At 74.4% G+C, this 23,627-nt stretch carries 18 protein-coding genes and 1 pseudogene; 6 read left to right on the top strand and 13 right to left on the bottom strand.

Annotation, left to right across the window (positions count from 1 at the left end; all coding sequences use genetic code 11):
• Positions 1-61: 61 nt before the first annotated feature.
• The 12 genes from moeZ to ITX44_RS24670 form a co-directional block, all read right to left on the bottom strand.
• Positions 62-1,240 (bottom strand): adenylyltransferase/sulfurtransferase MoeZ, encoded by a 1,179-nt coding sequence (moeZ, locus tag ITX44_RS24620; RefSeq protein ID WP_205359548.1) that lies wholly within the window; start codon positions 1,238-1,240, stop codon positions 62-64.
• Positions 1,241-1,387: 147 nt separating this feature from the next.
• On the bottom strand, positions 1,388-2,170 hold the full coding sequence (locus tag ITX44_RS24625) for a spherulation-specific family 4 protein (protein ID WP_205359549.1): 783 nt from the start codon (positions 2,168-2,170) through the stop codon (positions 1,388-1,390).
• Positions 2,158-3,075: an NAD-dependent epimerase/dehydratase family protein gene (locus tag ITX44_RS24630; protein ID WP_205359550.1), complete on the bottom strand. Its 918-nt coding sequence runs from the start codon at positions 3,073-3,075 to the stop codon at positions 2,158-2,160. The genes ITX44_RS24625 and ITX44_RS24630 overlap by 13 nt, the downstream gene beginning before the upstream one ends.
• Before the next feature lie 163 nt (positions 3,076-3,238).
• Entirely contained in the window at positions 3,239-4,228 is a 990-nt protein-coding gene (locus tag ITX44_RS24635) for a hypothetical protein (RefSeq protein WP_205359551.1), read from the bottom strand.
• Between the two features lie 32 nt (positions 4,229-4,260).
• Positions 4,261-6,264, bottom strand: coding sequence for a DUF3492 domain-containing protein (locus ITX44_RS24640; protein ID WP_205359552.1), 2,004 nt, complete (start codon positions 6,262-6,264; stop codon positions 4,261-4,263).
• A 367-nt stretch (positions 6,265-6,631) separates the two neighbouring features.
• Positions 6,632-8,422, bottom strand: coding sequence for an ABC transporter ATP-binding protein (locus ITX44_RS24645; protein ID WP_205359553.1), 1,791 nt, complete (start codon positions 8,420-8,422; stop codon positions 6,632-6,634).
• Positions 8,419-9,408 (bottom strand): ABC transporter permease, encoded by a 990-nt coding sequence (locus tag ITX44_RS24650; protein ID WP_205359554.1) that lies wholly within the window; start codon positions 9,406-9,408, stop codon positions 8,419-8,421. The genes ITX44_RS24645 and ITX44_RS24650 overlap by 4 nt, the downstream gene beginning before the upstream one ends.
• Positions 9,405-10,541 carry an ABC transporter permease gene (locus tag ITX44_RS24655; RefSeq protein ID WP_205359748.1) on the bottom strand — a complete coding sequence of 379 codons (1,137 nt, stop codon included), beginning with the start codon at positions 10,539-10,541 and terminating at the stop codon, positions 9,405-9,407. The genes ITX44_RS24650 and ITX44_RS24655 overlap by 4 nt, the downstream gene beginning before the upstream one ends.
• Before the next feature lie 19 nt (positions 10,542-10,560).
• Positions 10,561-12,288: an ABC transporter substrate-binding protein gene (locus tag ITX44_RS24660; protein WP_205359555.1), complete on the bottom strand. Its 1,728-nt coding sequence runs from the start codon at positions 12,286-12,288 to the stop codon at positions 10,561-10,563.
• A gap of 194 nt (positions 12,289-12,482) precedes the next feature.
• Complete coding sequence (locus ITX44_RS43080) at positions 12,483-12,581, bottom strand: Ms4533A family Cys-rich leader peptide (RefSeq protein ID WP_372440984.1); 99 nt, start codon at positions 12,579-12,581, stop codon at positions 12,483-12,485.
• A 118-nt stretch (positions 12,582-12,699) separates the two neighbouring features.
• Complete coding sequence (locus tag ITX44_RS24665; protein WP_307795469.1) at positions 12,700-14,379, bottom strand: DUF3152 domain-containing protein; 1,680 nt, start codon at positions 14,377-14,379, stop codon at positions 12,700-12,702.
• Positions 14,380-14,387: 8 nt separating this feature from the next.
• Complete coding sequence (locus ITX44_RS24670; RefSeq protein ID WP_205359556.1) at positions 14,388-15,395, bottom strand: alpha/beta hydrolase; 1,008 nt, start codon at positions 15,393-15,395, stop codon at positions 14,388-14,390.
• A 117-nt stretch (positions 15,396-15,512) separates the two neighbouring features.
• Between ITX44_RS24670 and ITX44_RS24675 the strand changes: the two genes are divergently transcribed.
• The 5 genes from ITX44_RS24675 (at position 15,513) to ITX44_RS24695 (ending at position 19,967) form a co-directional block, all read left to right on the top strand.
• Entirely contained in the window at positions 15,513-15,761 is a 249-nt protein-coding gene (locus tag ITX44_RS24675) for a hypothetical protein (protein WP_205359557.1), read from the top strand.
• Positions 15,762-16,015: 254 nt separating this feature from the next.
• On the top strand, positions 16,016-16,657 hold the full coding sequence (locus ITX44_RS24680) for a TetR/AcrR family transcriptional regulator (RefSeq protein WP_205359558.1): 642 nt from the start codon (positions 16,016-16,018) through the stop codon (positions 16,655-16,657).
• Positions 16,658-16,880: 223 nt separating this feature from the next.
• Positions 16,881-17,111, top strand: coding sequence for a DUF3107 domain-containing protein (locus tag ITX44_RS24685; protein ID WP_205359559.1), 231 nt, complete (start codon positions 16,881-16,883; stop codon positions 17,109-17,111).
• Positions 17,112-17,368: 257 nt separating this feature from the next.
• Positions 17,369-17,647 carry a hypothetical protein gene (locus ITX44_RS24690; RefSeq protein ID WP_205359560.1) on the top strand — a complete coding sequence of 93 codons (279 nt, stop codon included), beginning with the start codon at positions 17,369-17,371 and terminating at the stop codon, positions 17,645-17,647.
• Positions 17,648-17,828: 181 nt separating this feature from the next.
• Positions 17,829-19,967, top strand: coding sequence for a SpoIIE family protein phosphatase (locus tag ITX44_RS24695; RefSeq protein ID WP_205359561.1), 2,139 nt, complete (start codon positions 17,829-17,831; stop codon positions 19,965-19,967).
• A 40-nt stretch (positions 19,968-20,007) separates the two neighbouring features.
• On the opposite strand, the gene ITX44_RS24700 is transcribed toward ITX44_RS24695, so the two are convergent.
• Complete coding sequence (locus ITX44_RS24700) at positions 20,008-20,799, bottom strand: ferritin-like fold-containing protein (RefSeq protein ID WP_236061508.1); 792 nt, start codon at positions 20,797-20,799, stop codon at positions 20,008-20,010.
• 549 nt (positions 20,800-21,348) lie between these two features.
• On the opposite strand from ITX44_RS24700, the pseudogene ITX44_RS24705 reads away from it, so the two are divergent.
• A pseudogene (locus ITX44_RS24705) lies at positions 21,349-23,590 on the top strand (DEAD/DEAH box helicase); the annotation flags it as partial.
• Positions 23,591-23,627: the final 37 nt, after the last annotated feature.

A 23,627-nucleotide genomic window follows, 5' to 3' on the forward strand; every position in this document is an offset into this window, starting at 1 on the left:
TCAGTGAGTAAGGGGCGGCACCCATAGGGTGCCGCCCCTTACACGTGCGGTACTCGAGGGGTCAGTAGACCGGCTTCTCCGGCTCGACCGTGTTGACCCAGCCGATCACGCCGCCGCCGACGTGGACGGCGTCGGCGAAGCCCGCGGACTTCACGATGGCCAGCACCTCGGCGCTGCGGACACCGGTCTTGCAGTGCAGCACGATGCGCTTCTCGTGCGGCAGGTGCTCCAGCGCGGTGCCCATGATGAACTCGTTCTTCGGGATCAGCTTGGCACCGGGGATGTTGACGATCTCGTACTCGTTCTGCTCCCGGACATCGATGATCTCGATGTTCTCGCCGCCGTCGATCCACGCCTTGAGCTGCTGCGGCGTGATCGTGGAGCCGGCCGCGGCCTCCTGGGCCTCCTCGGAGACCACGCCGCAGAACGCCTCGTAGTCGATGAGCTCGTTGACCGTCGGGTTCTTGCCGCACACCGCGCACTCGGGGTCCTTGCGGACCTTGACCGTGCGGGTCTGCTGCTCCAGGGCGTCGTAGATCATCAGCCGGCCGACCAGCGGCTCACCCACACCGGTGAGGATCTTGATCGCCTCGGTGACCTGGGTGGCGCCGATGGAGCCGCACAGCACGCCGAGGACGCCGCCCTCGGCGCAGGAGGGGACCATGCCCGGCGGCGGGGGCTCCGGGTACAGGCAGCGGTAGCAGGGGCCGTACTCGGCCCAGAACACCGACGCCTGGCCGTCGAAGCGGTAGATCGAACCCCACACGTACGGCTTGTTCAGCAGCACGGCGGCGTCGTTGACCAGGTAGCGGGTGGCGAAGTTGTCCGTGCCGTCGACGATCAGGTCGTACTGCGCGAACAGCTCCATCACGTTGTCGGAGTCGAGCCGCTCCTCGTGGAGCACCACGTTCACGTACGGGTTGATCTCCTTGACGGTGTCCCGGGCGGACTCCGCCTTGGAGCGGCCGATGGAGCTCTGGCGGTGGATGATCTGGCGCTGGAGGTTCGACTCGTCCACTTCGTCGAACTCCACGATGCCCAGCGTGCCCACGCCCGCCGCGGCCAGGTACATCAGAGCCGGCGAGCCCAGACCGCCGGCGCCCACACACAGCACCTTGGCGTTCTTCAGCCGCTTCTGCCCGTCCATCCCCACATCGGGGATGATCAGGTGACGCGAATACCGGCGGACCTCGTCGACGGTGAGCTCGGCGGCCGGCTCGACCAGGGGTGGCAGCGACACGGGGACCTCAGCAATACGGTTGGTCGGTCATCTGGCAGTCCGTGCAGTTCGGTACGAGCTGTACGTGCCCACACTTGCTTGTCGCTCAACACTGCCACGCCCGTCTTCATTCCAAGACCGGGGTCCGCGGACCGAGACGCTTTACGGTCACATGCTGGGCGGCGGCTGATTTCGCACCTTTCGCACCAGCTGGTGCCAGTAGCGCGGCAGGCCGGCCCAGGGGTCGGCGCCGTACCGGTCGTCGCGGTCGGTGAGAAAAACGGTGGCCGCGCCCTGCCAGCGGGCGATCCGCAGGGCGGTGTCCAGGTGCGGGCGGGGCACGCCGTGCACCAGGTGGGCGAATCGGTTCGGCGGGAGCTGCGCGGTCCACGGCGGCGCCTCCGACCAGCGGTAACGCGCCCAGGGGCCGACGAAGGTGACCAGTTGGTCGGCGGGCTCGGCGTAGGCCGGATACGGGTGGGTGCCCGGCGCCAGGACGACGGTGCCGCCGCCGTCCAGCAGCGCCCGCAAGGTGGCGACCAGGCGGCGGCACTCGGGCAGCTCGTCCCGCCCGATCGGGGCGCGGTGCAGGTAGAAGCCGTCCACCCGGTACCACTCCCGGTAGCGCGAGGCGTCCAGCACCAGGTCGCCGAACCGCCGGGTGCCGTGGACGGCGTCCAGCAGTCCGAGGAGTGGGACGCCGTTCTCATGGGCGCGGGCGTCACGGATACGGGCCAGCGCCTCGCCGTACAGCGGGTCCGGGCGCGCGCCCGGACCCGCGGAGACGTCGAAGGCCGCCCAGTGCACGGGGGTGCCCGGGCGGGCCGGCTCGGCCCACTCCGCGGGCGCGACCAGCGGGTGGGCGAAGGCGGGCACGCCCAGACCGGTCCGCGGCCGCAGCGGCGCCCGGCGCGCGCGGACGAGGCCGGGCCCCGGGGTCAGACGCGGCATGCCGCCTCCATCCACACGTCGGCCAGCGACTCCTCCAGGGCGATCCGCGGGCGCCAGCCCAGGCGGTCGCGGGCGGTACGGATGTCGGCCTGCTGCCACAGCCCGCAGCCGTCGGGGTACGGGGGATGCGCGCCCGGTACGCCGCCCGGCGGCTCGTCCAGCTCGTGCAGCACCCCTTCGTAGCCGGCCACGTGGGCCAGGGCGGCGGCCATGTCGCGCAGCCGGATGGCCCGGCCGCTGCCGATGTTCACCACGCCCTGCGCGGCCGACAGCGAGGCGGCGTGCACCGCGCGGGCCACGTCGCGCACGTCCACGAAGTCGCGCTGCGCGGTCAGGCCGCCGAGCTTCAGCTCGGGCTCGCCGTTCTGCATCGCCCGGCGCAGGGCCTCGGCGATCCGGCCCAGCGGGGCGCCGGTCGGCGTGCCCGGGCCGACCGGGCTGAACACCCGCAGCACCACCGCGTCCAGCCCGGAGCCGAGCACTATCTCGGTGCCGGCGAGCTTGCTCACGCCGTACGGGCCGCCCGGCCGCGGCATCGCGTCCTCGCCGGTGGACGCGCCGGCCGGCGACGGGCCGTACTCCGAGCCGCAGCCGATCTGCACCAGCCGCGCCGCCACCGCGCTGCGGCGCAGTGCCTCGCACACGGTGGCCACCGCCACGGTGTTCTGCCGGATCAGTTCGCGGGCGTTGCCCCGCGTGCTGCCCGCGCAGTTGATCACCACTCCCGGGTGCACCGCGTCCAGGAAGCGGGCGAGCACTCCCGGCGCGCCGTCGGCCAGATCGAACCGTACGTCGGCGTCATCGCTGCGCCCCAGCGCGGTGAGCTGCACCGCGGGATCGGCCAGCAGCCGTTCCGCCACGTGCCGCCCCAGGAATCCGTCGGCCCCGAGCAGCAGCACCCTCACGGCCGCCCTCCCGGGATGCGGTGGGCCGGGTTTTCCGCAGGTGCCGGTGCGGCGGGATGAGGGGGACGGGAAGGGCCGAACGAATGGCGGGGACGGAGGGGATGCAGAGGACACGATGCGGACATCGGTGGGCTCCTCGGGGTCGGGGACGGGGTCGGGTGGGTCAGGGGTGGTGGGGGGCGGGCCGGGACAGTGCGCGGAAGGTGGGGGGAAGGAGGAAGAGGAACGCGGCGCCGCAGGCCAGGGCCTCGGGGGCGGTGCCGGGCAGAGGAAGGCCGAGCGGGGCGACCGCGAGGGTGCAGGTCTCGGCGAGGGCCGCGCCGCGCAGGGCGGCCAGGGCGGGGAGCGGCTCGCCGTGGCCGGACAGCAGGCGGGCGGCGAACAGGAGCAGGCCGAGCGCGGCAGGCCCGGCGAGCGGTCCGCCGGGGGTGAGTAGGGCGAGCAGGGCCGCCAGGGCGGCGGCGTGCCCGGCGAGGGCGACGGCGAGGCGGGGGCGTACCGCGTCGGCGTAGTCGGCGAGGCTGTGGCTGGGGGCGAGCTGGGCGCGGGACCGCACGGCCAGCCAGTGCGCCCAGCAGGCCGCCGGGACCAGGCCGAGGGTGAGCGCGGCGAAGGACGGCACCTGGGCAGCCGGGTCGAAGGGTCCCCGGCCGGACAGGGCGGTCACCGCCTGCGGACCGTAGAGGGCGTACGCGAGCAGTGCGTACGCCCAGGGGGCGCCGCCGCCGCGGGGGACGGCCAGCGGCCCCTTGCGCAGGGCGGCCCAGGCCGTGACGGCGACGAACACGGCGAGGCCGGCCCCGAGGACCGGGCTGCGCAGCGCCGGGAACACCGCGGCGGCGGCCCCGGGCAGCGCGTGGCGCAGTCCGGTGCGCCGGGGCAGCAGGGCCCGTTCGGTACGGTTCGGCCCCCCGTCCAGCCGCGCCACGGTCCTGGGTGCCCGCGCCAGCAGCTCCGCGGCGAGCCCGAACACGTCCGGCTGCCGCAGCCGCCGCGCGTCGCCGTCCGTGACCCCCCGCGCCTCCAGCCCGGCGGCGATCTCCCACTCGTCCACCGCCCCGGCCAGCAGCTCGCCGTGCGCCCGCATCATCTGCCGTACGGGGTCCCCGGCCGCCTGCCGCCGCAGCGCCGGCGCCCCTTGCCCCTCGGGCAAAACCGATTCGCCTCCGGCCCGCCCCACCGACCTCATGGCCGCGCGCCTCCGGCGGTGAGTGCGCCGGCCGCCGGCGGACGTGCCCTCTCCGCGGTGCGGGTCCGGGTCCGTCCCCGCTCGCCCGTCGCGGGCAACGACGGCGGCCGCCGGGTCGGAGGAAGGGGCGCGATGCGGCTCGGCAGGGGCTGCCGGGCGGCCACCGCCGCGTAGCCCTCACGGAAGGCGGCGACCCAGCTCTCGACCGTGAAGAGGGCCAGGGCGCGTTCGCGGGCCGCCGCACCGAGCCGGGCGGCCCGGTCGGGGGCCGCGAGCAGGGCGAGGACCGCGTCGGCCAGGGCACGGGGGTCGCGCGGCGGTACGACCAGGCCGGTCGCGCCGACGACCTCGCGGACCGCGCCCACGTCCGTGGCGACCGTGGGCCGCCCGCAGAACATCGCCTCGACCAGGGTGAGCGGAAAGCCCTCCGCACCGCTGGACAGGACCACCACGTCCCCGCCCGCGTAGGCGCCCGCGAGGTCCGGCCCCCCGGGCGACCCGATCTCCTCGAAGCCGACCGATCCGCCCGCCTCCTCTGCCGGGAAGAGCCGGTCCGCGAGGGCGCGGCAGTGCCCGAGATACGCAACCGCCCGCGGATCCCCCGTACGCAGGTGGCAGACCCGCAGCCGCACCCCCGGCCGCCGCGCCCGCACCATCAGGAAGGCGTGCAGCAGCGCGGCCAGATCCTTGCCCGGATCCGGCCGCCCGACCCACACCAGCACGGGGCGCCCGGCGGAGTCGGCGAGCATGCCCGCACCCCGGGCCGCTGCGTCGGCCGTCGCCGTGTCGGCCCCCGTGGCACCCGCTTCCGGAGCGCTCGCCCTGGCGGCCCGGACCGGTGTGCCGCCGACTGCCGCGACGCCGCTTCTGGCGGCACGGGCTTCGGACGCGTTCGCATTCGCCGCACCGACGCCGGCAACACCGGCTTCCGAAGAAGCGCTGGCCCCTGCGGCCCGCACCAGCGCGGTACCGGTCGCCACGGCACCCGCCTCCGAGGCGCTCGGCGCGACAGCGCCGGCCTCCACGTCGCCGGCCCCCGCGACACCGACTCGCCGGGCCTCAGCCCCGCCGGCCTGCGCTCCTCCCATCCCCGCGAACCGTCCCGGGTCGAAGCCCGGGTGGATCGTGCGGATGCGCTCGGGGCGCGCGCCGCAGCGGAGTTGCCAGCGGGTGACGTGGGTGGAGCCGGAGGTGATGAGGGCGGCTTGGCGGTAGGACTCGGCGGCGAGGAGGCGGTGGTAGGCGCCGAGCAGGGCGCGGGCGGACGGGGGGAGTTGGGCCGTGCGGAGGGCGAGCAGGGCTTCGCGGGCGCGGACGGCGTATTCGGTGACGATCAGGGGGGTGCCGGAGAACCGTTTGGCCAGCAGCCCGGGGAGGGTCGCGGGGCCGCCGGAGAGCGCGTGGCACAGGTCGGCCGCGGCCAGGTCGGCCGGGCCGTACCAGGGGGCGGACAGAGGCCGCAGCTGGCGTTCCAGGGTGCCGGCAACGGTCAGGAGTTCGGTGACGACAATGTCGGCGACCAGGGGCCGGACCCCTGGGGCGCGGCACGCGGACTCAAGGACGGCGACCGCGTCCGGGCCGCGTAAGAGCTCGGGCAGGCCGCCCCCCTCGGCCGCGACCCGGGCCAGGCCGTACAGGCCCGCGGCGAAGCGTTCGGCCCGCGGCGCCGGGGGGAGGGCGGCGCCGCCGGCCAGTGCGGCGGCGAATTCGCCGTAGTGCCAGAGGAATTCCGCCCGGCGGGCGCGCCGGGCCGCCCGGCCGCCGCCTCGGATCGGCGTCAGGGCGGCGGCCGGCGGCTCCCCCCAGAGGCGTTCCGCCCGCACCCGCCGCACCTGCGGCGGCAGGTCCACGCGGCCCCCGGCCTCCGTCCCGGACGACCGGATCAGCGCGTACACGTCGAAGTCGTGGTGGTCCAGGCCGCGTACGAGCCGGTCGCACCACGCGGTGCCTTCACCGCGCGCGAATGGATAACCACCCTCGGTGAGCAGTGCGACGCGCACCTTTGCGCCTCCCTTCGCCGTGCCGGGTCCTTCCCGCGGAGCCGTCCCCGCGGGCCTGCCCCCGGGCGCCGGACGGCGGCGGGCGGATGCCGTGCGGCTCCGCCGGAGTCCCGGGACGCGACGACCGTATGCCCGTACGGCGGTGGCGCGATGGACGGTTGTCCGCGGTGCCACCGGAAGGGGTGAAATCTCGTAACTTCCGCCGCGCCACGGCGTTGACGAGCTGACGGCCACTGCGTCCGGCCGGGCGCGACCCACCCGTACCCGGCCCGGGCCCGGCCCGCACGCACCGCAGGTCAGGCCCGGACAGTGGGCGTACCGTGGCCGCCCCCGGTCGGGTCGGCACCACCCGAAAGCGTGACTCGGGTCAGGACGGGTCGGCCGCCCCCAGGGCCCGTATCGCGCGGCGGGCCGTGCGGCGGGTGGCGGACTCCACCGGGTCCAGTACGGGGACGGCGGCGAGCAGGCCCTTGGTGTAGGGGTCGCGCGGGGCGTCGTAGACCTGGGACACCGGGCCTTCCTCCACGACGCGGCCGGCCCGCATCACCGCCACGCGGTCGCTGACCTGGCGCACGACGGCGAGGTCGTGGGCGATGAAGACCAGGGCGAGGCCGAGGTCCCGCTGGAGTTCGGCGAGCAGGGCGACGACCTGGGCCTGGGTGGTGACGTCCAGCGCCGAGACCGGCTCGTCGCAGACGATCAGCCGCGGCTCGGGGGCGAGCGCACGGGCGATGCCGACCCGCTGCCGCTGGCCGCCGCTGAACTCGTGCGGGTAGCGGTGGTACCAGTCGGGGTCGAGCCCGACCCGGTCCAGCAGTTCCCGGACCCGGGCGACGATCCGCGCGTCCGTCATCCCGCCGGCCGCCCGCAGCGGGTCGGCGATCGACTCACCGATGCTGCGCCGCGGGTTGAGCGAGGAGACCGGGTCCTGGAAGACCATCTGCAGTTCGCGCCGCAGCGGCCGCAGGGCGCGTTCGCCGAGCCGGGCGATGTCCCGGCCGCCGTAGTGGATCGTGCCGGCCGTGGGGTCCAGCAGCCGCACCAGCATGCGGCCGAGCGTCGTCTTGCCGCTGCCGCTCTCCCCCACGACGCCCAGCGTCTCCCCGGGCCGTACGGTCAGCGACACCCCGTCCACGGCCGTGAACGCGGTCCGCCCGCGTCCGAACTCCCGCCGCAGGTCCACCGCGCGCAGCAGTGGTTCGCCGTCATCGCCGTTGTCGTCGCCCTTGTCGCCGTCGTCGTCCGCCGTGGCGCGCGCGGGCTCCCGTACGGTGACCGGCCCCTCGGCCGGCTCGGTGACCGCCACGACTGCCGCCACCGGCACCGGCACCCCCAGCCTCGGCACCGCCGCGAGCAGCGCCCTGGTGTACGGCTGGGCGGGCGCGTTCAGCAGCTCGGCGACCGGGCCGTGCTCGACCGCGCGGCCGCCTTCGAGTACCAGCACCTCGTCCACGCTGCCGGCCACGACGCCCAGGTCGTGGGTGACCAGCAGCAGCCCCATCCCGGTCTCGGCGCGCAACTCGTGCAGCAGGTCGAGGATCTGGGCCTGGACGGTGACGTCGAGGGCGGTGGTCGGCTCGTCGGCGACGAGCAGGCGCGGCTCGCAGGCCAGCGCCATGGCGATGAGGGCCCGCTGCCGCATGCCGCCGCTGAACTCGTGCGGCCGGGACCGGGACCGGCGGGCCGCGTCGGGGATGCCGACCCGGTCCAGGACGGCGACCGCCCGGGCGCGGGCGGCGGCGCGGGAGGCGCGGTGGTGCACCCGGTACACCTCGGCGATCTGGTCGCCGATGGCCTGGTAGGGGTCGAGGGAGGACAGCGGGTCCTGGAAGACCATGGCCGCCACCCCGCCGCGCAGGCGGCGCAGTTCGGCGTCGGGGGCGGCCAGCACGTCGGTGCCGGCCACCCGGACCGAGCCGGTGACCCGCGCGCCGGTCCCCCGGTGCAGGTCGAGCAGTGCGTAGGCGGTCGCGCTCTTGCCGGAGCCGGACTCGCCGACCAGGCCGAGCGCGCCACCCGCGGCCAGGGTGAAGTCCAGCCCGTCCACGGCCCGTACCAGGCCCCCGGCGGTGGGGAATTCGACCCGCAGGCCGGCGACCCGGACCAGCGGCTCGGCGGTCGGGTCCGGCGCCGTGGCCGCCGTGCTCGCGGTGGTCATCGCAGCACCACCCGCCGGTCGGCGAGGGCGTAGAGGACGTCGGCCAGCGCGTTGGCGACCACCACCGCGAGGCCCATCACGAGCACGATTCCGACGATCACGGGAAGATCCTTGAGCTGGACGGACTGCACGAGCTGCTGGCCGAGGCCGGGGATGCCGAACAGGGTCTCGGTGAGCAGCGCGCCGCCGAAGATGGTGCCGAGGTCGAGCGCGGACAGCGCGATCACCGGGGCGAGCGCGCCGCGCAGGGCGTGCCGGCGGACGATGGCCCGCTCGCCGACGCCGTACGCGCGGAAGGTCCGGATGTGGTCCTCGGCCAGGGTCTCCAGCAGCGAGGAGCGGGTCAGCCGGGCGTATTTGGCGGCCTCGACCAGCGCGAGCGCCAGCCAGGGCAGCAGCAGGTTCCAGGCCCACTGCTGGGGGTCGTCGGTCAGCGGGACGTACGACGGGTACGGCAGCCACTGCAGCCAGGCGCAGAACACCAGGAGCAGCAGGATGCCGGTGATGAACACCGGGGTCGCCACGCCCACCAGGGTGAACGCGGTGAGCAGCCGTTCGACGATGCCGCCGCGGCGCAGCGCCGAGACCAGGCCGGTGCCGACGCCGATGATCAGCCACAGCACCATGGCGCCCAGCGCGAGCGAGGCGGTGGCCGGCAGCTTCTCGCCGACGATGGACGTGACGAGTTCGCCGGTCCGGTAGGACTGGCCCAGGCACGGCGCCGGGCAGTGCAGCGCGCCGGTGCCGGTGCTGTACGTGTGGCCGGCCACGATGCCGCGCAGGAAGTGCCAGAACTGCGCGTACACCGGATCGTCCAGGCCCATCTGGGTGCGGACCTGCTGGACCTGCGCGACCGAGCACTTGGGGCCGCAGGCCAGCCGGGCCGGGTCGCCGGGCGCCAGGTAGAAGACCGCGTAGAGCACGGCGGCCAGCGCCAGCAGGACGAACAGGGCCTGCACGGAGCGGCGCAGCAGGAAGCGGGTCACGCGCCCTCACCGCCCGCGTCCTGGTGGCGGGAATCGCTGCGGGTGTCGGGACCCGAATCGGTACGTGCATCGGTACGCGCCCGCGTGCCCGGCACGGCGTCCGACGCCTTTCGCGCGCCCATGGCGCCCGATTCCTTTTCCGCGTCCATGGCGGCGGCTCCCGCCCGGGACCCCGCCTTCGTGCCCACCCGCAGCCGGGCCGCCGCGCGCGGGTCGAGCGCGGTCCTGATGCCCTCGGCGAGCACCGTGAAGGCGAGCACGGTGACGAAGACCATGAGGGCCGGTATCACGACGTAGGAGGTGTCGGCCTGGTACCAGGTGGTCGCGCTGGAGAGCATCTGGCCCCAGGAAGGGGTGGGCGGGACCACGCCGATGCCGAGGAAGGACAGGCCGGCCTCGGAGACGATGTTGGTGGGGAGGGTCACCGCCGCGTAGGTGAGCACGGGCGCGACCAGGGCGGGCAGCATCTCGCGGCGGGCGGTGCGCCACGGCGAGGAGCCGGCCAGCCGGGAGGCGGCCACGTAGTCCAGGGACTTCAGGGTGAGCACCTGGGCGCGGACGATCTTGGCGAAGCCGCCCCAGGCGAGCAGGCCGAGCACGAGGGCGAGCAGCACCGGGCGCGGGAAGCCGCCGGGCACCACCGCGAGCAGCGCGATGGCGAGGATGAGCGCGGGCATCACCACGAACACGTCGGTGATCCGGCTGAGCAGCGAGTCCACCCAGCGGGTGCCCAGGCCCGCGGCGAGCCCGAGGGCCACCCCGATGACCACCTGGAGCGCGGTGGCGGCGAGCGCGATGCCCAGCGAGACGCGGGCGCCGTAGACGAGGCGGGCGAACAGGTCGCGCCCGGTGCCGGGTTCGACGCCCAGCCAGTGGCTGCCGCTGATGCCGCCGAGGTGCCCGAGGGGCACTCCGCCGGCCGCGGAGTCCACCAGGTTCGCGTGGTAGGTGGTGGTGTCCTGGCCCTCGATCGCGGCGAGCAGGGGTGCGCCCACCGCGGCCAGGGCGAGCAGGAGGACGACGGCGCCGCCGGCCATTGCCGCGCGCCGGGTGCGCAGCCGTCGCCAGATCTGCCGGGCCCCCGAGGCCGGGACCGGCGCGGTGGCACCGGTCCCGGCCTCGACGGCCGCCATTGCGTCGAGTGTCACGGCGTCACTTCACCGCGACCTGGGAGATGTCCAGCACGCCGGTCCAGTCGCTGATCACCACGTTGCGGATGTTCTTGCCGAACAGCCGCTTGTAGACCGGGTGGTAGAGCGGCACGGTCAGCGCCTGCTCGCCGATCTTCTTGTCCAGGGCGCCCCAGCGGACGGCGGCGGCCTTCAGGTCGGTGATCTTGTTGATGGCGTCGATCTCGTTGTTCACGGCCGGGTCGTCGAGCTGCGCGTTGTTGAAGTTGGAGCCGCCGCTGACGATCTGCCGGCCGTCGAAGATCGGGCCGAGGAAGGGGCCGCCGGACGGCCAGTCGGCGCCCCAGCCGGCCAGGAAGAAGCCGGGCTCGGTCTTCAGGTCGTGCACCTTGTCGCTGAAGGCGTTGTGCTCCTGGCCGTCGAGCTTGACGGTGATGCCGGCGAGCTTGAGCGCCTCCTGGATGGCGGTGGCGACCTCGGGGCCCTGTTCGTCGCCCTTGGTGACGTCGTGGGTGAGGCTGACGGTCAGGCCGTTCGGGTAGCCGGCCTCCTTCAGCAGCTCCTTGGCCTTGGCCGGGTTGCCGGTCGCCCCGGCCGGGAACGGGTCGTAGGGCGTGTAGCCGAAGGACGCCTGCGGGGGCAGGAAGGTGGTGGCCGGCTCGTTGAGCGAGGAGCCGCCCTGGGCGTTGATGACAGTGGTGCGGTTGACGGCGTAGGCGATGGCCTCGCGCACCTTGATGTTGTCGAACGGCTTCACCTTCGGATTGAAGGCGATGTAGTCGGTGTAGCCGAAGTGGCCGGTGCCGACCCGCGAGGCCAGGTTCTTGTCGCCGGTGATCTTCGCCAGCTCCGCCGGGCCGAGGTTGGTGTCGGTGGTGACGGCGTCCGCGTCCTTGCCGACACCTGCCGACAGCCGCTGGTCGATGACCGCCTGGTCGAGCCCGGACTGCACGTCAATGGTGTCGGGGTACGCCTTGCGCTGGCTGTCGGTGGCCGCCGACCAGTGCGGGTTGCGGACCAGCACCAGGTGCTCGCCGTTGTTCTCGTTCTTGACGACCCGGTACGGGCCGGAGGAGACCGGGTGCTCGGCGTAGTTGACGCCGGTGTCCTTGGCCTTGGGCACGGGTGCGAACGAGGTCTGCGTGGCCAGCAGCGGGAACTCGCCCTCGGGCTTGTTCAGGTGGAAGACGATGGTCTTCGCGTCCGGCGTCTGGATCGCGGACAGGCCCTTGGGGTCCTTGTACGGGCCCTGGTAGCCGGCCGCGCCGACCAGCCAGTCGCGCAGGTAGGGGGCGCCGCCGGACAGTTCGGGGGCGAAGGAGCGCTCGATGTCGTACTTGATGTCGGCGGTGGTGATGGGCGTGCCGTCCTCGTAGGTCAGGCCGTCCTTGAGGTGGTACGTCCACACGGTCGCGTTCTGGCTCGGCTCGCCGGTGTCGGTGGCCAGGTCGGGGACGACCTTGGAGCCGGCCGCGCCGTCGGCCCGGTTGCGGGTGGTCAGGGTGCGGTAGACGAGCGAGGGCACGTTGCCGCCGCCGGAGGTGTAGAGGCGGGCCGGGTCGAAGTCCTCCTGCGCCTGGTTGTTCAGGACGTAGAGGGTGCCGCCCCGGTGCGGGCTCGCGTCGGCCGCCTTGGCGCCGCCACCGCTCTTGGGTCCGCAGGCGGCGGTCCCTCCGGCAAGGGCCAGACCGACGACGATCACTCCGATCCTGGTCGAGGTCCGGTGCGATACAAGAGGCAGGTGAGGCATGGGTGAACCTTTCGGGCCGCTTTTCGGCCACTTCGGAAAATGCGCGGGCAGCGTTGCGTCGCTGGGTGGGCGCACACGCACGCGCCCGCGGCGGGGGATGGCGGACGGGCCCGCCGGAAGGGCGCCCTGGGCGGAGGGACGGCACGCGTACGGACGCGCGGTGTACCTCGACGCGGGGGCGCCGGAAATCGTTGTCAGCGACAGTGCACGTCGGCCACGCTGTGCGCGGCAACACCGATGAGCGCCAGCTCGATGGCGGCGCGGCACGGCGGCGGTGCGGGTCGGTAGGACATGCCGCAAGCGTGCAGCGCGGTCCGCCCGGATGTCAAAGGCACATCAATGACATCTCCAAGTGTGGCTTATGGAGATGGTGCGGATGTGGTACGGGAACCGTGGGACAAGCGGGACGAGTTACGGAAACGGCCACGGGTTGGGGCGGCAGGTGGGACCGCCGTCCAGCGACAGGAACTTGGTCTGCTGCATCATCACCGGGGCCGGCGCGCCGGGCGCCGGGCAGCCCACGTGACCGTGCCCGAGGCGATGGCCGACCTCGTGGTTGATGAGCATCTGGCGGTAGGCGTGCATCCGCGCGGGGCCGTAGGTGGCGGCGCCCTGCGCCCACCGGTAGGCGTTGATCATGGTGCGCGGAGTCGACGCCGAGTCGCATGACACGTTTTCAGCCACCGTGTCCAGCCCGGATTTCGCGCACCACTTGGCGGTGGTGCCGGGACTGGCGAGGGTGATCACGATGTCCGCGGGGCCGGTTGACACCCGCTCGAAGGTCATGGTGCCGCCGTGGCCCCAACTGCGCGGGTCGTTCAGGGTCTTGTAGACCGCGTCGGCGAACAGGCCGGGGTCCAGCGGCAGGCCCCGCTCCACGTCGACCCGCACCCGCATCACCTTGCCGCGGCCGGGGGCGGCCTGGTGGCCGGGCACCGTCACGAAGGCGCCGGACAGGCTCAGCCGTGGGTCCAGCGGGTACTGGCGGGCCATGAGCGCGTCGTATCCGGGGGCGGCCGTCGCGGTCACCGCGGGGGCGGCGGCCCGGGGCACGGCACCGGTCGCCGCGGAGGTCGCCGTACCGGTCGCCCCCTCCGGGGTGGACCTGGTCGCGGGGTCCTTCCCGTCCGGCCGGCTGTGCTTCTTCTCACCTTCGGCGAGTTGTCCGGCGGCGACCACGGCGAGCACGGTGACCACCGCGGCGGCCGCGACTCCGCCGAGGGCGCGGGCCTTTCCGCCGCCCTTGGCACCGTCGGGCGCGGCTTCGGCCGCCTCGGGCCCGCCGGAAGTCCTGGCCGGCTTACCCGCCTTGCCCGCTTTGTCCTTCTTGTTCGTTGCGTCCGGTGTGATGTCCGCACCCGCCGGATCCGTACGTCCGGCCGCCGGATCGTCCTGCCCCGGTCGTACGTCGCTCCGCGCGGGCGCGTCGAAGGCGTCCAGGAACTCCTGCCGGGGCCGGGGCACGCCGCCCTGGGCCCGCAACGCTCCGCCGCCCGCGGTGGCCGGAATCACGCGTCCGGCGGCCGAACCGGCCGGACCGCCGAGCGCGGGGGGCCGTAGCGCCGGGCCGGTGTCGTACGCCGCCCAGTCCTCGGCCCAGGACTCGACCGGGTCCGGCGCGGACCGCCGCCCGCGCCCGCCGGAGGCCGTCCAGCCGCCCGGCCGCCCCCAGGCGGTGTGCTCGCGGTGCTCGGGGTGCCCGGCGGCCGGGCGGACCGCCGCGAAGCCGCCGGTGTCGGACGGGTCGTCCGGGTACGGGTCCGCGAGCGGGAGTGGGCGCACGGAAGGCGCCGGAAAGGGCTCGGCGAACGGGTCCGCGAAGGGCTCGGGGCCGGTGACGCGGCCGGTCAGGGGGCGGGCCAGCGGACCGCCGGGATCGCGGCGCCTGCGTCCGGTGCCGGGGGCCGCCATGGGTGATGTCGGTATCGGGGGCGCCGGCCTCGATCCGCCGGGTTCGTCGCGGCCGTCGAAGTCGTTCAGGCCGTTCAGGCCGTTCAGTCCGCCCAGGCCGCCCAAGCCGTTCAGGCCCGCAAAGCCGTCCAGGTCGCCCAGGCCGTCGGGGCCGTCGTCGTTCGCGCTGTGCCTGCCCACTCCCGCGCTCAGCTCCCGGCCACCGCGGCCGACGGGCCGGTGCCGGGCTCCGTACGTCCCGGTACACCGGCCCGTTCGTCCAGCAGGGCGCGGAAGGCCCGGGCCACCAGTTCCGGGTGTTCCATCATCGCCACGTGCCCGCTGTCCGGAATGGTCAGCAGCCGCGAGTCGCGGAAGGCGTGGCCGGCCCGGCGGGCGGTCTTGATCGACACCAGCTTGTCCCGTCCGCCGTAGACCAGCAGGGTCGGCGCGAGCACCCGCTCGGCCTGCCGCCACAGCGCGTGCTGCCCACTGAGGGTGTACGCGTTCACGATCCCGCGGGTGGAGCGGATCATGGCGTCCCAGAAGTACGGCAGCTCCAGCCGCCGCTGGTACTCCGCCGCGGCCTCGGCGCGAGTCCGCTCGTCGATCACCGACGGGTCGCCGTAGCAGAGCGCGAAGAGCTCGGCGGCCCGGCGCTCGACCGGCCAGTCGCGGGTCGCGCGCATGTAGAGCCGGGGCAGGCCGGGCACCGAGGCGAGGCCGGTGGGCCAGGCGGTGCGCTGCGGCGGCACCTCGGGCATCGCGGGCGAGACCAGGGTGAGGGTGCGCACCAGGTCCGGCCGGGCCGCGGCCACCTTGACGGCGACCGCGCCGCCCATCGAATTGCCGAACAGGTGCACCGGGCCGCGGCGCTCGGCGTCGAGCAGCCGCACCACCGCGCGGGCGTGTCCGGCCAGGGAGTAGTTGCCGTCGTCGGGCGGCGGTGAATGGCCGAATCCCGGCAGGTCCAGCGCCTCGCTGTCGACGATTCCGGCCAGTTTGTCCATCAGGGCCGACCAGTTCTGCGAGGAACCGCCGAGTCCGTGCACGTACAGCGCGGGCTCGGCGCCGGCCGGCAACGCGCGGGAGCGCACCACCAGGCTGAGCCCCGCCAGTCGCACGGTCCGGGCCGATTCGCCGTCCGCGAGCACCGGTCCGGCGGGGGGCACGGTCGCGGCCACGGCGGCCGCTTCGGCTGTCTCGGTCGAGCGCATGCTCCGATGTTACGAGACGATCACGCGGGTGCTTGTGTGGTTGCGGCCACAACCGGTCAGAAGGAGCGCAGGGGAGGCAGAAGGAGGATCGTAGGTCACGGCAGAAAAGGAGGCGCCATGTCCGACGACATCGCGAGCTTCGAGCGGGAAGCGGACGAGTTCGACGACGCAGCGCAGACCTCGGACAACGCCGATCTGGATCTGGAGGCACCCGAGGCCGACGCCGCCGAGCAGCACATCGATCTGCTCCAGCAGCGCGACGAGCCGATCACCCAGCGGCCCGGCGACCGGGTCGAGGAGGCGGACCCGGCGGACTCCGCCGAGCAGCGGCGGGTGGTGGACCTGGACGAGGAGGACTACCGCTGAGGGGTCCCAGGAAGTGAGAATGTCCGCTCGCGCGGCGCGCGGTGACGTTACCCAAACGTACGATGGCCACCGCGGCACACCTCGTTGCGCCATTCGGCGTGACCGGAGGGGTTCCGGCAGCGTTCCGACAGTGTTCCCGGACGTTCACCGACGTCCCCGACGTCCTCACGTGACCCCGACACCCCGAGACCCCCGACAACCCCGACACTCATCGACCTCTGTCGAGAATCCTCGACCACGATTTGGGAGGCGGCGTGACAGCCATCGAGCAGACCCAGGCACGGCCGCGCGGCACCCGCCTGCCCCGCCGGGCCCGACGGGAGCAACTGCTCGGCGCGGCCCAGGAGGTTTTCGTCGCGCAGGGCTACCACGCCGCTGCCATGGACGACATCGCCGAACGGGCCGGCGTCAGCAAGCCGGTGCTCTACCAGCACTTCCCCGGGAAGCTGGAGCTGTACCTGGCACTGCTGGACCAGCACTGCGAGGCGCTGCTGCAGTCCGTGCGCGGCGCGCTGGCGTCCACCACCGACAACAAGAAGCGCGTCGAGGCGACGATGGACGCGTACTTCGCCTACGTCGAGGACGAGGGCGGCGCGTTCCGGCTGGTCTTCGAGTCGGACCTGACCAACGAGCCGGCCGTGCGCGAGCGGGTGGACAAGGTCTCGCTCCAGTGCGCGGAGGCGATCAGCGAGGTGATCGCCGAGGACACCGGGCTGCCGCGCGACCAGGCGATGCTGCTGGCGGTGGGCCTGGGCGGGCTCTCGCAGATCGTGGCCCGGAACTGGCTGGCCAGCGACAGCCAGGTGTCCCGGGACACCGCGCTGCACCTGCTGACCTCCCTGGCCTGGCGCGGCATCGCCGGCTTCCCGCTGCACGGGGCCGAGGGACACCACTGAGCGCCCGCTGAGCGCTCGCTGATCCCGCCGGGGCGCGCCCGGGGCGACGGCCACGGTGGCGGCCGTACGGGGGCGCGCGGGGCCCACGGTGTGCGGCGGCGTGTTCGCTCACGGCGTTTCCCTTCCACGGATTGCTGCCGGACCGGCGGGGCTACGCTGTGCTGCGTACGGCGCGAATCGCTCGACCCGCGCACCCCGCAGAGACTCGGAGGTATCCAAAGCCGTGGAGGTCAAGATCGGCGTCCAGCACGCGCCGCGCGAGATCAGCCTGGAAAGCAACCAGTCGGCGGCCGAGGTGGAGAAGGCCGTCGCCGACGCGCTCAGTGGGACGGCCAAGCTGCTGACCCTGGAGGACGAGCACGGCCGCAAGGTGCTGATCCCGGCCGACCGCCTCGCCTACGTCGAGATCGGCGAGCCGGCGGTGCGCCGGGTCGGTTTCGGCGCCGCGCTCTGACGCGAGAAGCGCGTCCGCCGCCTGCCCGGCGGCACCGGGACCGGCCTTCCGGTTCCACGCACGTCCCCGCGGGGGCGGCGGCCCGTACCCGGCTGCCGCCCCCGCTTCGTGCCGGCTCCCTCCGCTGTGTCCCGGCCGTGCCGGACCGCCGGCGCCCCGCCCGGCCCGCACTCCGTTTTGTCCCCCTCACAGGGTGGGTAGTACCGGTGGGTAGGACCTGACCGACCGGTAGGCGCCGACAATCCGGAGGGACGACGATGCTCGTGTGGGAAGCGATCGCTTTCGCCGCGCTCGGCCTGCTCGCCGCCAGCGCCGCCGCCCGTCTGTTCCCGCTGCGCTTCCCGTTCACCGCGCTGCTGCTGGCCACCGGCCCTGCGGCCGGCCTGCTCGGCGGCCTGGTGACGTACACGGTCCTCGGCGGCGGCCACGCGCCGTACACCCTGCTCGCCGCCTTCCTCACCGCGGTGGCCCTCACCAGCGTGCTGGCCCGCCCGCCGCGCAAGGGCCGCCACGCGAGGATGCGCTCGGCGGCGTAACGTCCTCGCAGGCCGCTCCCCCGGCCACGGCATCTCAGGGGCCCGGCATCGAAGGCCGTCCCCGGAAGCCTCGCCTTGAACCGGCCGCCCCGCACTGTAATGCTGATGAAGCGGGGCATTCCGGACACAACACCGGAAGCGGAAGCAAACAGCCACCACTTCGTCGGCGGGTGGTCGCCAGATGCGAGGCAACACGGCCGGTACGGCGACCGGCGAGACCGTACGCGCGGCACTCGATGCCCTGGTGCTCGATGCCGTCCGGCGGACCGGCGCCCACTCCGGCGCGCTGTACCTGCTGGAGCCGGGCGGCGAGGTGCTGTGCCTGGAGGCCGGCAGCGGGGTGTCCCCCCGGTTCGCGGAGCCGGTGGCCCGGCTGAAGCTGCCGCCGCCCGGCGCGACGGAACCCTCCGGCGACCCGGTGATCGACGCGGTACGCGACCGGCGCCTGGTGTGGCTCGGCACCGACCGCGCCCTGTCCCGCGAGTACCCCAAGGCCGCGCTGGTCTTCCCGCACCGCTTCGCCATGGCCGTCGCCCCGCTCACCGAGGCGCCCGGCGCGCCGCCCCGGGGCGCGCTGGTCCTGTTGTGGCCACCCTCGCGCCCGGCGCGGCTGGGCGCCGCCGAGCGCAAGCGCATCGAGGCCGCGTGCGCGACCATCGCCTGGGTGCTCGCGCAGGCACAAGCGGGCGGGACCCGGCTGGAGCCCTCGGCCGAGCCCCGCCGGATCGACCCGGGCGGCCCCGCGGATCAGGCCCCCGCCGAACCCCCGGCGTCCGCCTTTCTGGAGCGGCTGCCGGAGGGCGACTACGCCCTGGACGCCGACGGCAGGGTCACCTTCGCCGACCGGACCGCGGCCGGCCTGCTCGGCCCGGACGCCACCGAGCTGACCGGCCGGCTGCTGTGGGAGACCGTCCCGTGGCTGGACAACCCACTGTTCGAGTACCAGTTCCGGGAGGCCCTGTTCAGCCAGCAGCCGACGTCGTTCACCGCGGTGCGCCCGCCGGACCGGCCACTGCTGTTCGAGCTGTACCCGGACTCCTCGGGGGTGAGCGTACGGATCACCCCGGCGCGGACCCGGCGCTCCGTCCCGGGCCGGCCGGCGTCCACCGGTTCCGGCCAGCGGCTGGGCACCGCCCATCACCTGCTGTACCTGGCCGCTTCGCTGGGTGAGACGGTGCGGCTGCGGGACGTGGTGGAACTGGCCACGGACCGGTTCCTCGGCGCCTTCGGCGCCCAGGACCTGGCCCTGCTCGCACCGGACGCGGGCCGGGCCCGGGTGATCGGGCACAGCGGTTTCGACGCGGACTTCATCGACCGGGTGGACGGCACGGTGCTGACCGACGGCGTGCCCGAGGTGCTCGGTCCGGCCGCCCGCGTCCCGGCCTTCTACGCCTCCCGCGAGGAGCTGTGCCGCTCGTGCCCGGACAGCATCGACTGGTCGCCGTCCACGGCGGCCTGGGCGTTCCTGCCGCTGGTCGTCTCCGGGCGGCACACCGGCACCTGTGTGCTCGGTTTCGCCCGCCCGCACCGCTTCACCCGTGAGGAACGAGCGGTGCTCGCCTCGATCGGCAACCTGGTCGGCCAGGCGCTGGAGCGGGCCCGGCTGTACGACGCGCAGGCGCGCCTGGCCCACGGCCTGCAGGCCGGACTGCTGCCGCACCGGCTCCCCGTCGTGCCGGGCCTGGAGGTGGCCGCCCGCTACCTGCCGGCCAGCCACGGCATGGACATCGGCGGCGACTTCTACGACCTGATCCGGATCGGCCCCACCGAGGTCGCGGCGGTGATCGGCGACGTGCAGGGCCACAGCGTGACGGCCGCGGCGCACATGGGGCAGGTACGCACCACCGTGCACGCGTACGCCGCCGCGGGCGCCCCGCCGGGCGAGATCCTGGCCCGCACCAACCGGCTGCTCACCGACCTGGGCGCCGAGCTGCTCACCAGCTGTCTGTACGTCCACGTGGACCTGGCCCGGCACCGGGCGCTGCTGGCCTCGGCCGGGCACCGGCCGCCTTTGCTGCGGGCGCCGGACGGCCGGGCCGGGGTGCTGGCGGTGCCGCCGGGGATCCTGCTGGGCATCGACCCGGCGGCCACGTACCCGACGACGGCGGTGCCGCTGCCGCCGGGCGCGGTGCTCACCCTCTACACCGACGGCCTGGTCGAGGCCGGCGGCCGGGACGACGACGCGGTGGTCGCCGTGCTGACCCGGGTGCTGGACCGGGCCGGCGGGCCGCTGGACCGGCTCGCCGAGGAAATGATCGCCCGCGCCCAGCCGCACGGCGAACGCACCGACGACACCGCGCTGCTCCTGCTGCGGCCGTGACCGGCCGCGCCGACGCGGCCCCCACCGCCGGCCGACGCGGTTACGCGGCCAGACCCAGCGCGGCCATGCGCTTGGTGTGCGCCTCGGTGATCCGGGAGAACATCCGGCCGACCTCGGCCAGGTCGAATCCGTCGGCGACCCCGCCGACCAGCATCGTGGACAGCGCGTCCCGGTCGGCCACCACCCGCTGGGCCTGGGACAGCGCTTCGCCCATCAGCCGCCGGGCCCACAGCGCGAGCCGGCCGCCGACCCGCGGCTCGGCGGCGATCGCGGCCCGTACCTTCTCCACCGCGAAACTGGCGTGCCCGGTGTCGTCCAGCACGGCCAGCACCAGGGTGCGGGTGTCGGTGTCGAGCCGGGCCGCCACCTCGCGGTAGAAGTCCGACGCAATGGAGTCGCCCACATACGCCTTGACCAGACCCTCCAACCAGTCCGAGGGCGCGGTCTGGCGGTGGAAGTCGTCCAGGGCCGCCTTGAAGGGCAGCATCGCCTTGTTGGGCGCCTCGCCGATCTCCGCCAGCCGGTCGCGCAGCCGCTCGAAGTGGTGGAACTCGGCCGCGGCCATGGCGGCGAGTTCCGCCTTGTCCTCCAGGGTCGGCGCGAGCTTGGCGTCCTCGGCCAGCCGCTCGAAGGCGGCCAGTTCGCCGTACGCCAGGGCGCCCAGCAGGTCCACGACGGCCGCCCGGTAGTGCGGGTCCGCGGACGCCGTGGCCCAGTCCTGTGCGGCGATCCCGGTGACGGGCGCTTCGTCGGCCGCCTTGCCGGGCTTCGGGGCGCGGTCCCCGGCGGATTCCGGCACGGACGTCGGGTCGGGCGTTTCAGGCGTCTCCATGCTGCGCACAATAGCGAAGGCCGCCGTCCGGACCGTCGCGCAGGCGGCCTCGAAGCCCCTCGCCGCGGCGACCGGCACAGCCGCCGGCGCGGCACCAGAGGCAGCCCCCGAAGCCGCTGGTGAAACGGCCGGCGACGCGGCCCGCAACGCCTGCGGCGACACACCGCGCGACACGGTCCGCGACACATGCAGTCCCGAACGAAACATTTGCAAGGGTGCAGCTACGCGTTTCCGGGGTAGAGTGGTATTGCACCCGTCGCCGGCTGGTGGCTGTACGTGCACGGCGTACGTACCCATTGTCCGTGTGACGGGCGACGTGTGCAGTACCTGGATGCCCGGTCGGTGGCCCGATCGGCTCCGAACCGACCGCCTTCCCCGCCGAACGGGAAGGGCCCACTCGCGGCATCAGCGAGGGCAGCGGTCCCGCGCGCGCAGCCGCCCCGGCTGCTACGACAACCCACGCGCGGTCAGTGACCGGCGCCTCAGCCAGGCGCCCCGGCCGCTCGACCCCCCTCGCCGGACAGTGCCGCGTCTCACAGAAGAGGCAACATCCTGACCACGACCACTTTCCGCAGCCTCGGGATCCTCCCCGAGACCGCCGAGGCCCTCGAGGCCGTCGGCATCACCACTCCGTTCCCCATCCAGGAGATGACGCTCCCCGTCGCCCTCGCCGGCAACGACGTCATCGGACAGGCCAAGACCGGCACCGGCAAGACCCTGGGCTTCGGGCTGCCGCTGCTGGAGCGGGTCACCGTCGCCGCCGACGTCGAGGCCGGCCGCGCGGCGCCCGAAGCGCTCGCCGACAGCCCCCAGGCGCTGGTCGTCGTCCCCACCCGCGAGCTGTGCCAGCAGGTCACCAACGACCTGCTGACCGCCGGCAAGGTGCGCAACGTACGGGTGCTCGCGATCTACGGCGGCCGGGCGTACGAACCACAGGTGGACGCGCTGAAGAAGGGCGTCGACGTGGTCGTCGGCACCCCCGGGCGCCTGCTGGACCTGGCCGGGCAGAAGAAGCTCAGCCTCAAGCACGTGCGCGCCCTGGTGCTCGACGAGGCCGACGAGATGCTCGACCTGGGCTTCCTGCCCGATGTCGAGAAGATCATCGCCATGCTGCCGGCCAAGCGGCAGACCATGCTGTTCTCCGCCACCATGCCGGGCGCCGTCATCGGCCTGGCCCGCCGCTACATGTCGCAGCCCACGCACATCCGCGCCACCGCGCCGGACGACGAGGGCGCGACGGTGGCCAACATCACCCAGCACATCTTCCGCGCCCACTCCCTCGACAAGCCCGAGCTGGTCGCGCGCGTGCTCCAGGCGTCGGACCGCGGCCTGGCGATGATCTTCTGCCGCACCAAGCGGACCGCGGCGGACGTGGCCGAGCAGCTCGCCAAGCGCGGATTCGCCTCCGGCGCGGTGCACGGCGACCTCGGCCAGGGCGCGCGCGAGCAGGCGCTGCGCGCGTTCCGCAACGGCAAGGTGGACGTGCTGGTGTGCACCGACGTCGCGGCCCGCGGCATCGACGTCGAGGGCGTCACCCATGTGATCAACTACCAGACGCCCGAGGACGAGAAGACCTATCTGCACCGGATCGGCCGCACCGGCCGGGCCGGCGCCTCCGGCACCGCGATCACCCTCGTGGACTGGGACGACATCCCGCGCTGGCAGCTGATCAACAAGGCGCTGGACCTGCCGTTCAACGACCCCGAGGAGACGTACTCCACCTCCCCGCACCTGTTCGAGCTGCTGGGCATCCCCGAGGGCACCAAGGGGATCCTGCCGCGCGCCGAGCGCACCCGGGCCGGGCTCGAGGCGGAGGAGGTCGAGGACCTCGGCGAGACCGGTGGTCACGGAAGCCGCGGGCCGCGCGGCCGCGGGGGCCGCGACTCCCGTGACGGCGACGCGCCCCGTACGGAGCGGCCGGCCCGCACTCCGCGGCGCCGCCGCCGCACCCGGGCCGGGGAACCCGCCTCCGCGGCGGAGACGGCCGCACAGGCCGCCGTCGGGACCCTCACCACGGGCGCGCAGGCGCCTGCGCCGGCCGTCGAGGACGCCCTGGCCCCCTCCGCCCCGCAGGAGCAGGAGGCAGCGCCCAGGACCCCGCGGCGCCGTCGCCGTACCCGGGCGGGCGCGTCGGGCGCGGCGGGCACCGAAGCCGCGGCGGTCGCCGTGGTCGCCGAGCCCGTCGTGGCGGCCGCGCCGGCTCCCGTGCTCGAGCCGGTGACGGACGAGTCCGCGCCGAAGACCCCGCGCCGCCGCACCCGCAAGGCCGCGGCGATCGCTCCGGAGGTCCCGGCCCCCGCGGCCCCGCCCGCCGAGGAGACCGAGGCCCCCAAGGCTCCGCGTCGCCGGACCCGCAAGGCCGCCGCGGTCGCCGCCGAGGTGCCGGCACCGGCCGCTCCGGCCGACCCGGCCCCGGCTGCCGCGGAGGAGGCCCCGAAGACCCCGCGCCGCCGCACCACGCGCAAGGCGGCGGCGACGGCCGAGGTCCCGGCCCCGGCGGCGGCGCCCGCCGAGGAGAGCGAGGCTCCCAAGGCCCCGCGCCGCCGCACCCGCAAGGCCGCGGTCGCCCCGGAGGAAACCCCGACGGCCTGACGCCCGTCTTGTACGTCGAGGGCTCGCCCTCTCCTGGCGGAGGGCGAGCCCCGCACATGCTGTCGCCTGCCGCGACGCCGTATCCGGGGCCGAACCCCGCAGGCGGCAATTCCGCGACCGGGAACCGGCAATTCGTGCCGCCGTGCGCACGGCTCCGCTTTCGTGCACGACGGCGCAGGCCACGGGCCCGCGCGGAAATACCGGGAGGCAACCTGTCGGACATAAGGAACACGTAG

The sequence above is a fragment of the Actinacidiphila acididurans genome (genome assembly GCF_016918855.1).
Lineage (GTDB): Bacteria > Actinomycetota > Actinomycetes > Streptomycetales > Streptomycetaceae > Actinacidiphila > Actinacidiphila acididurans.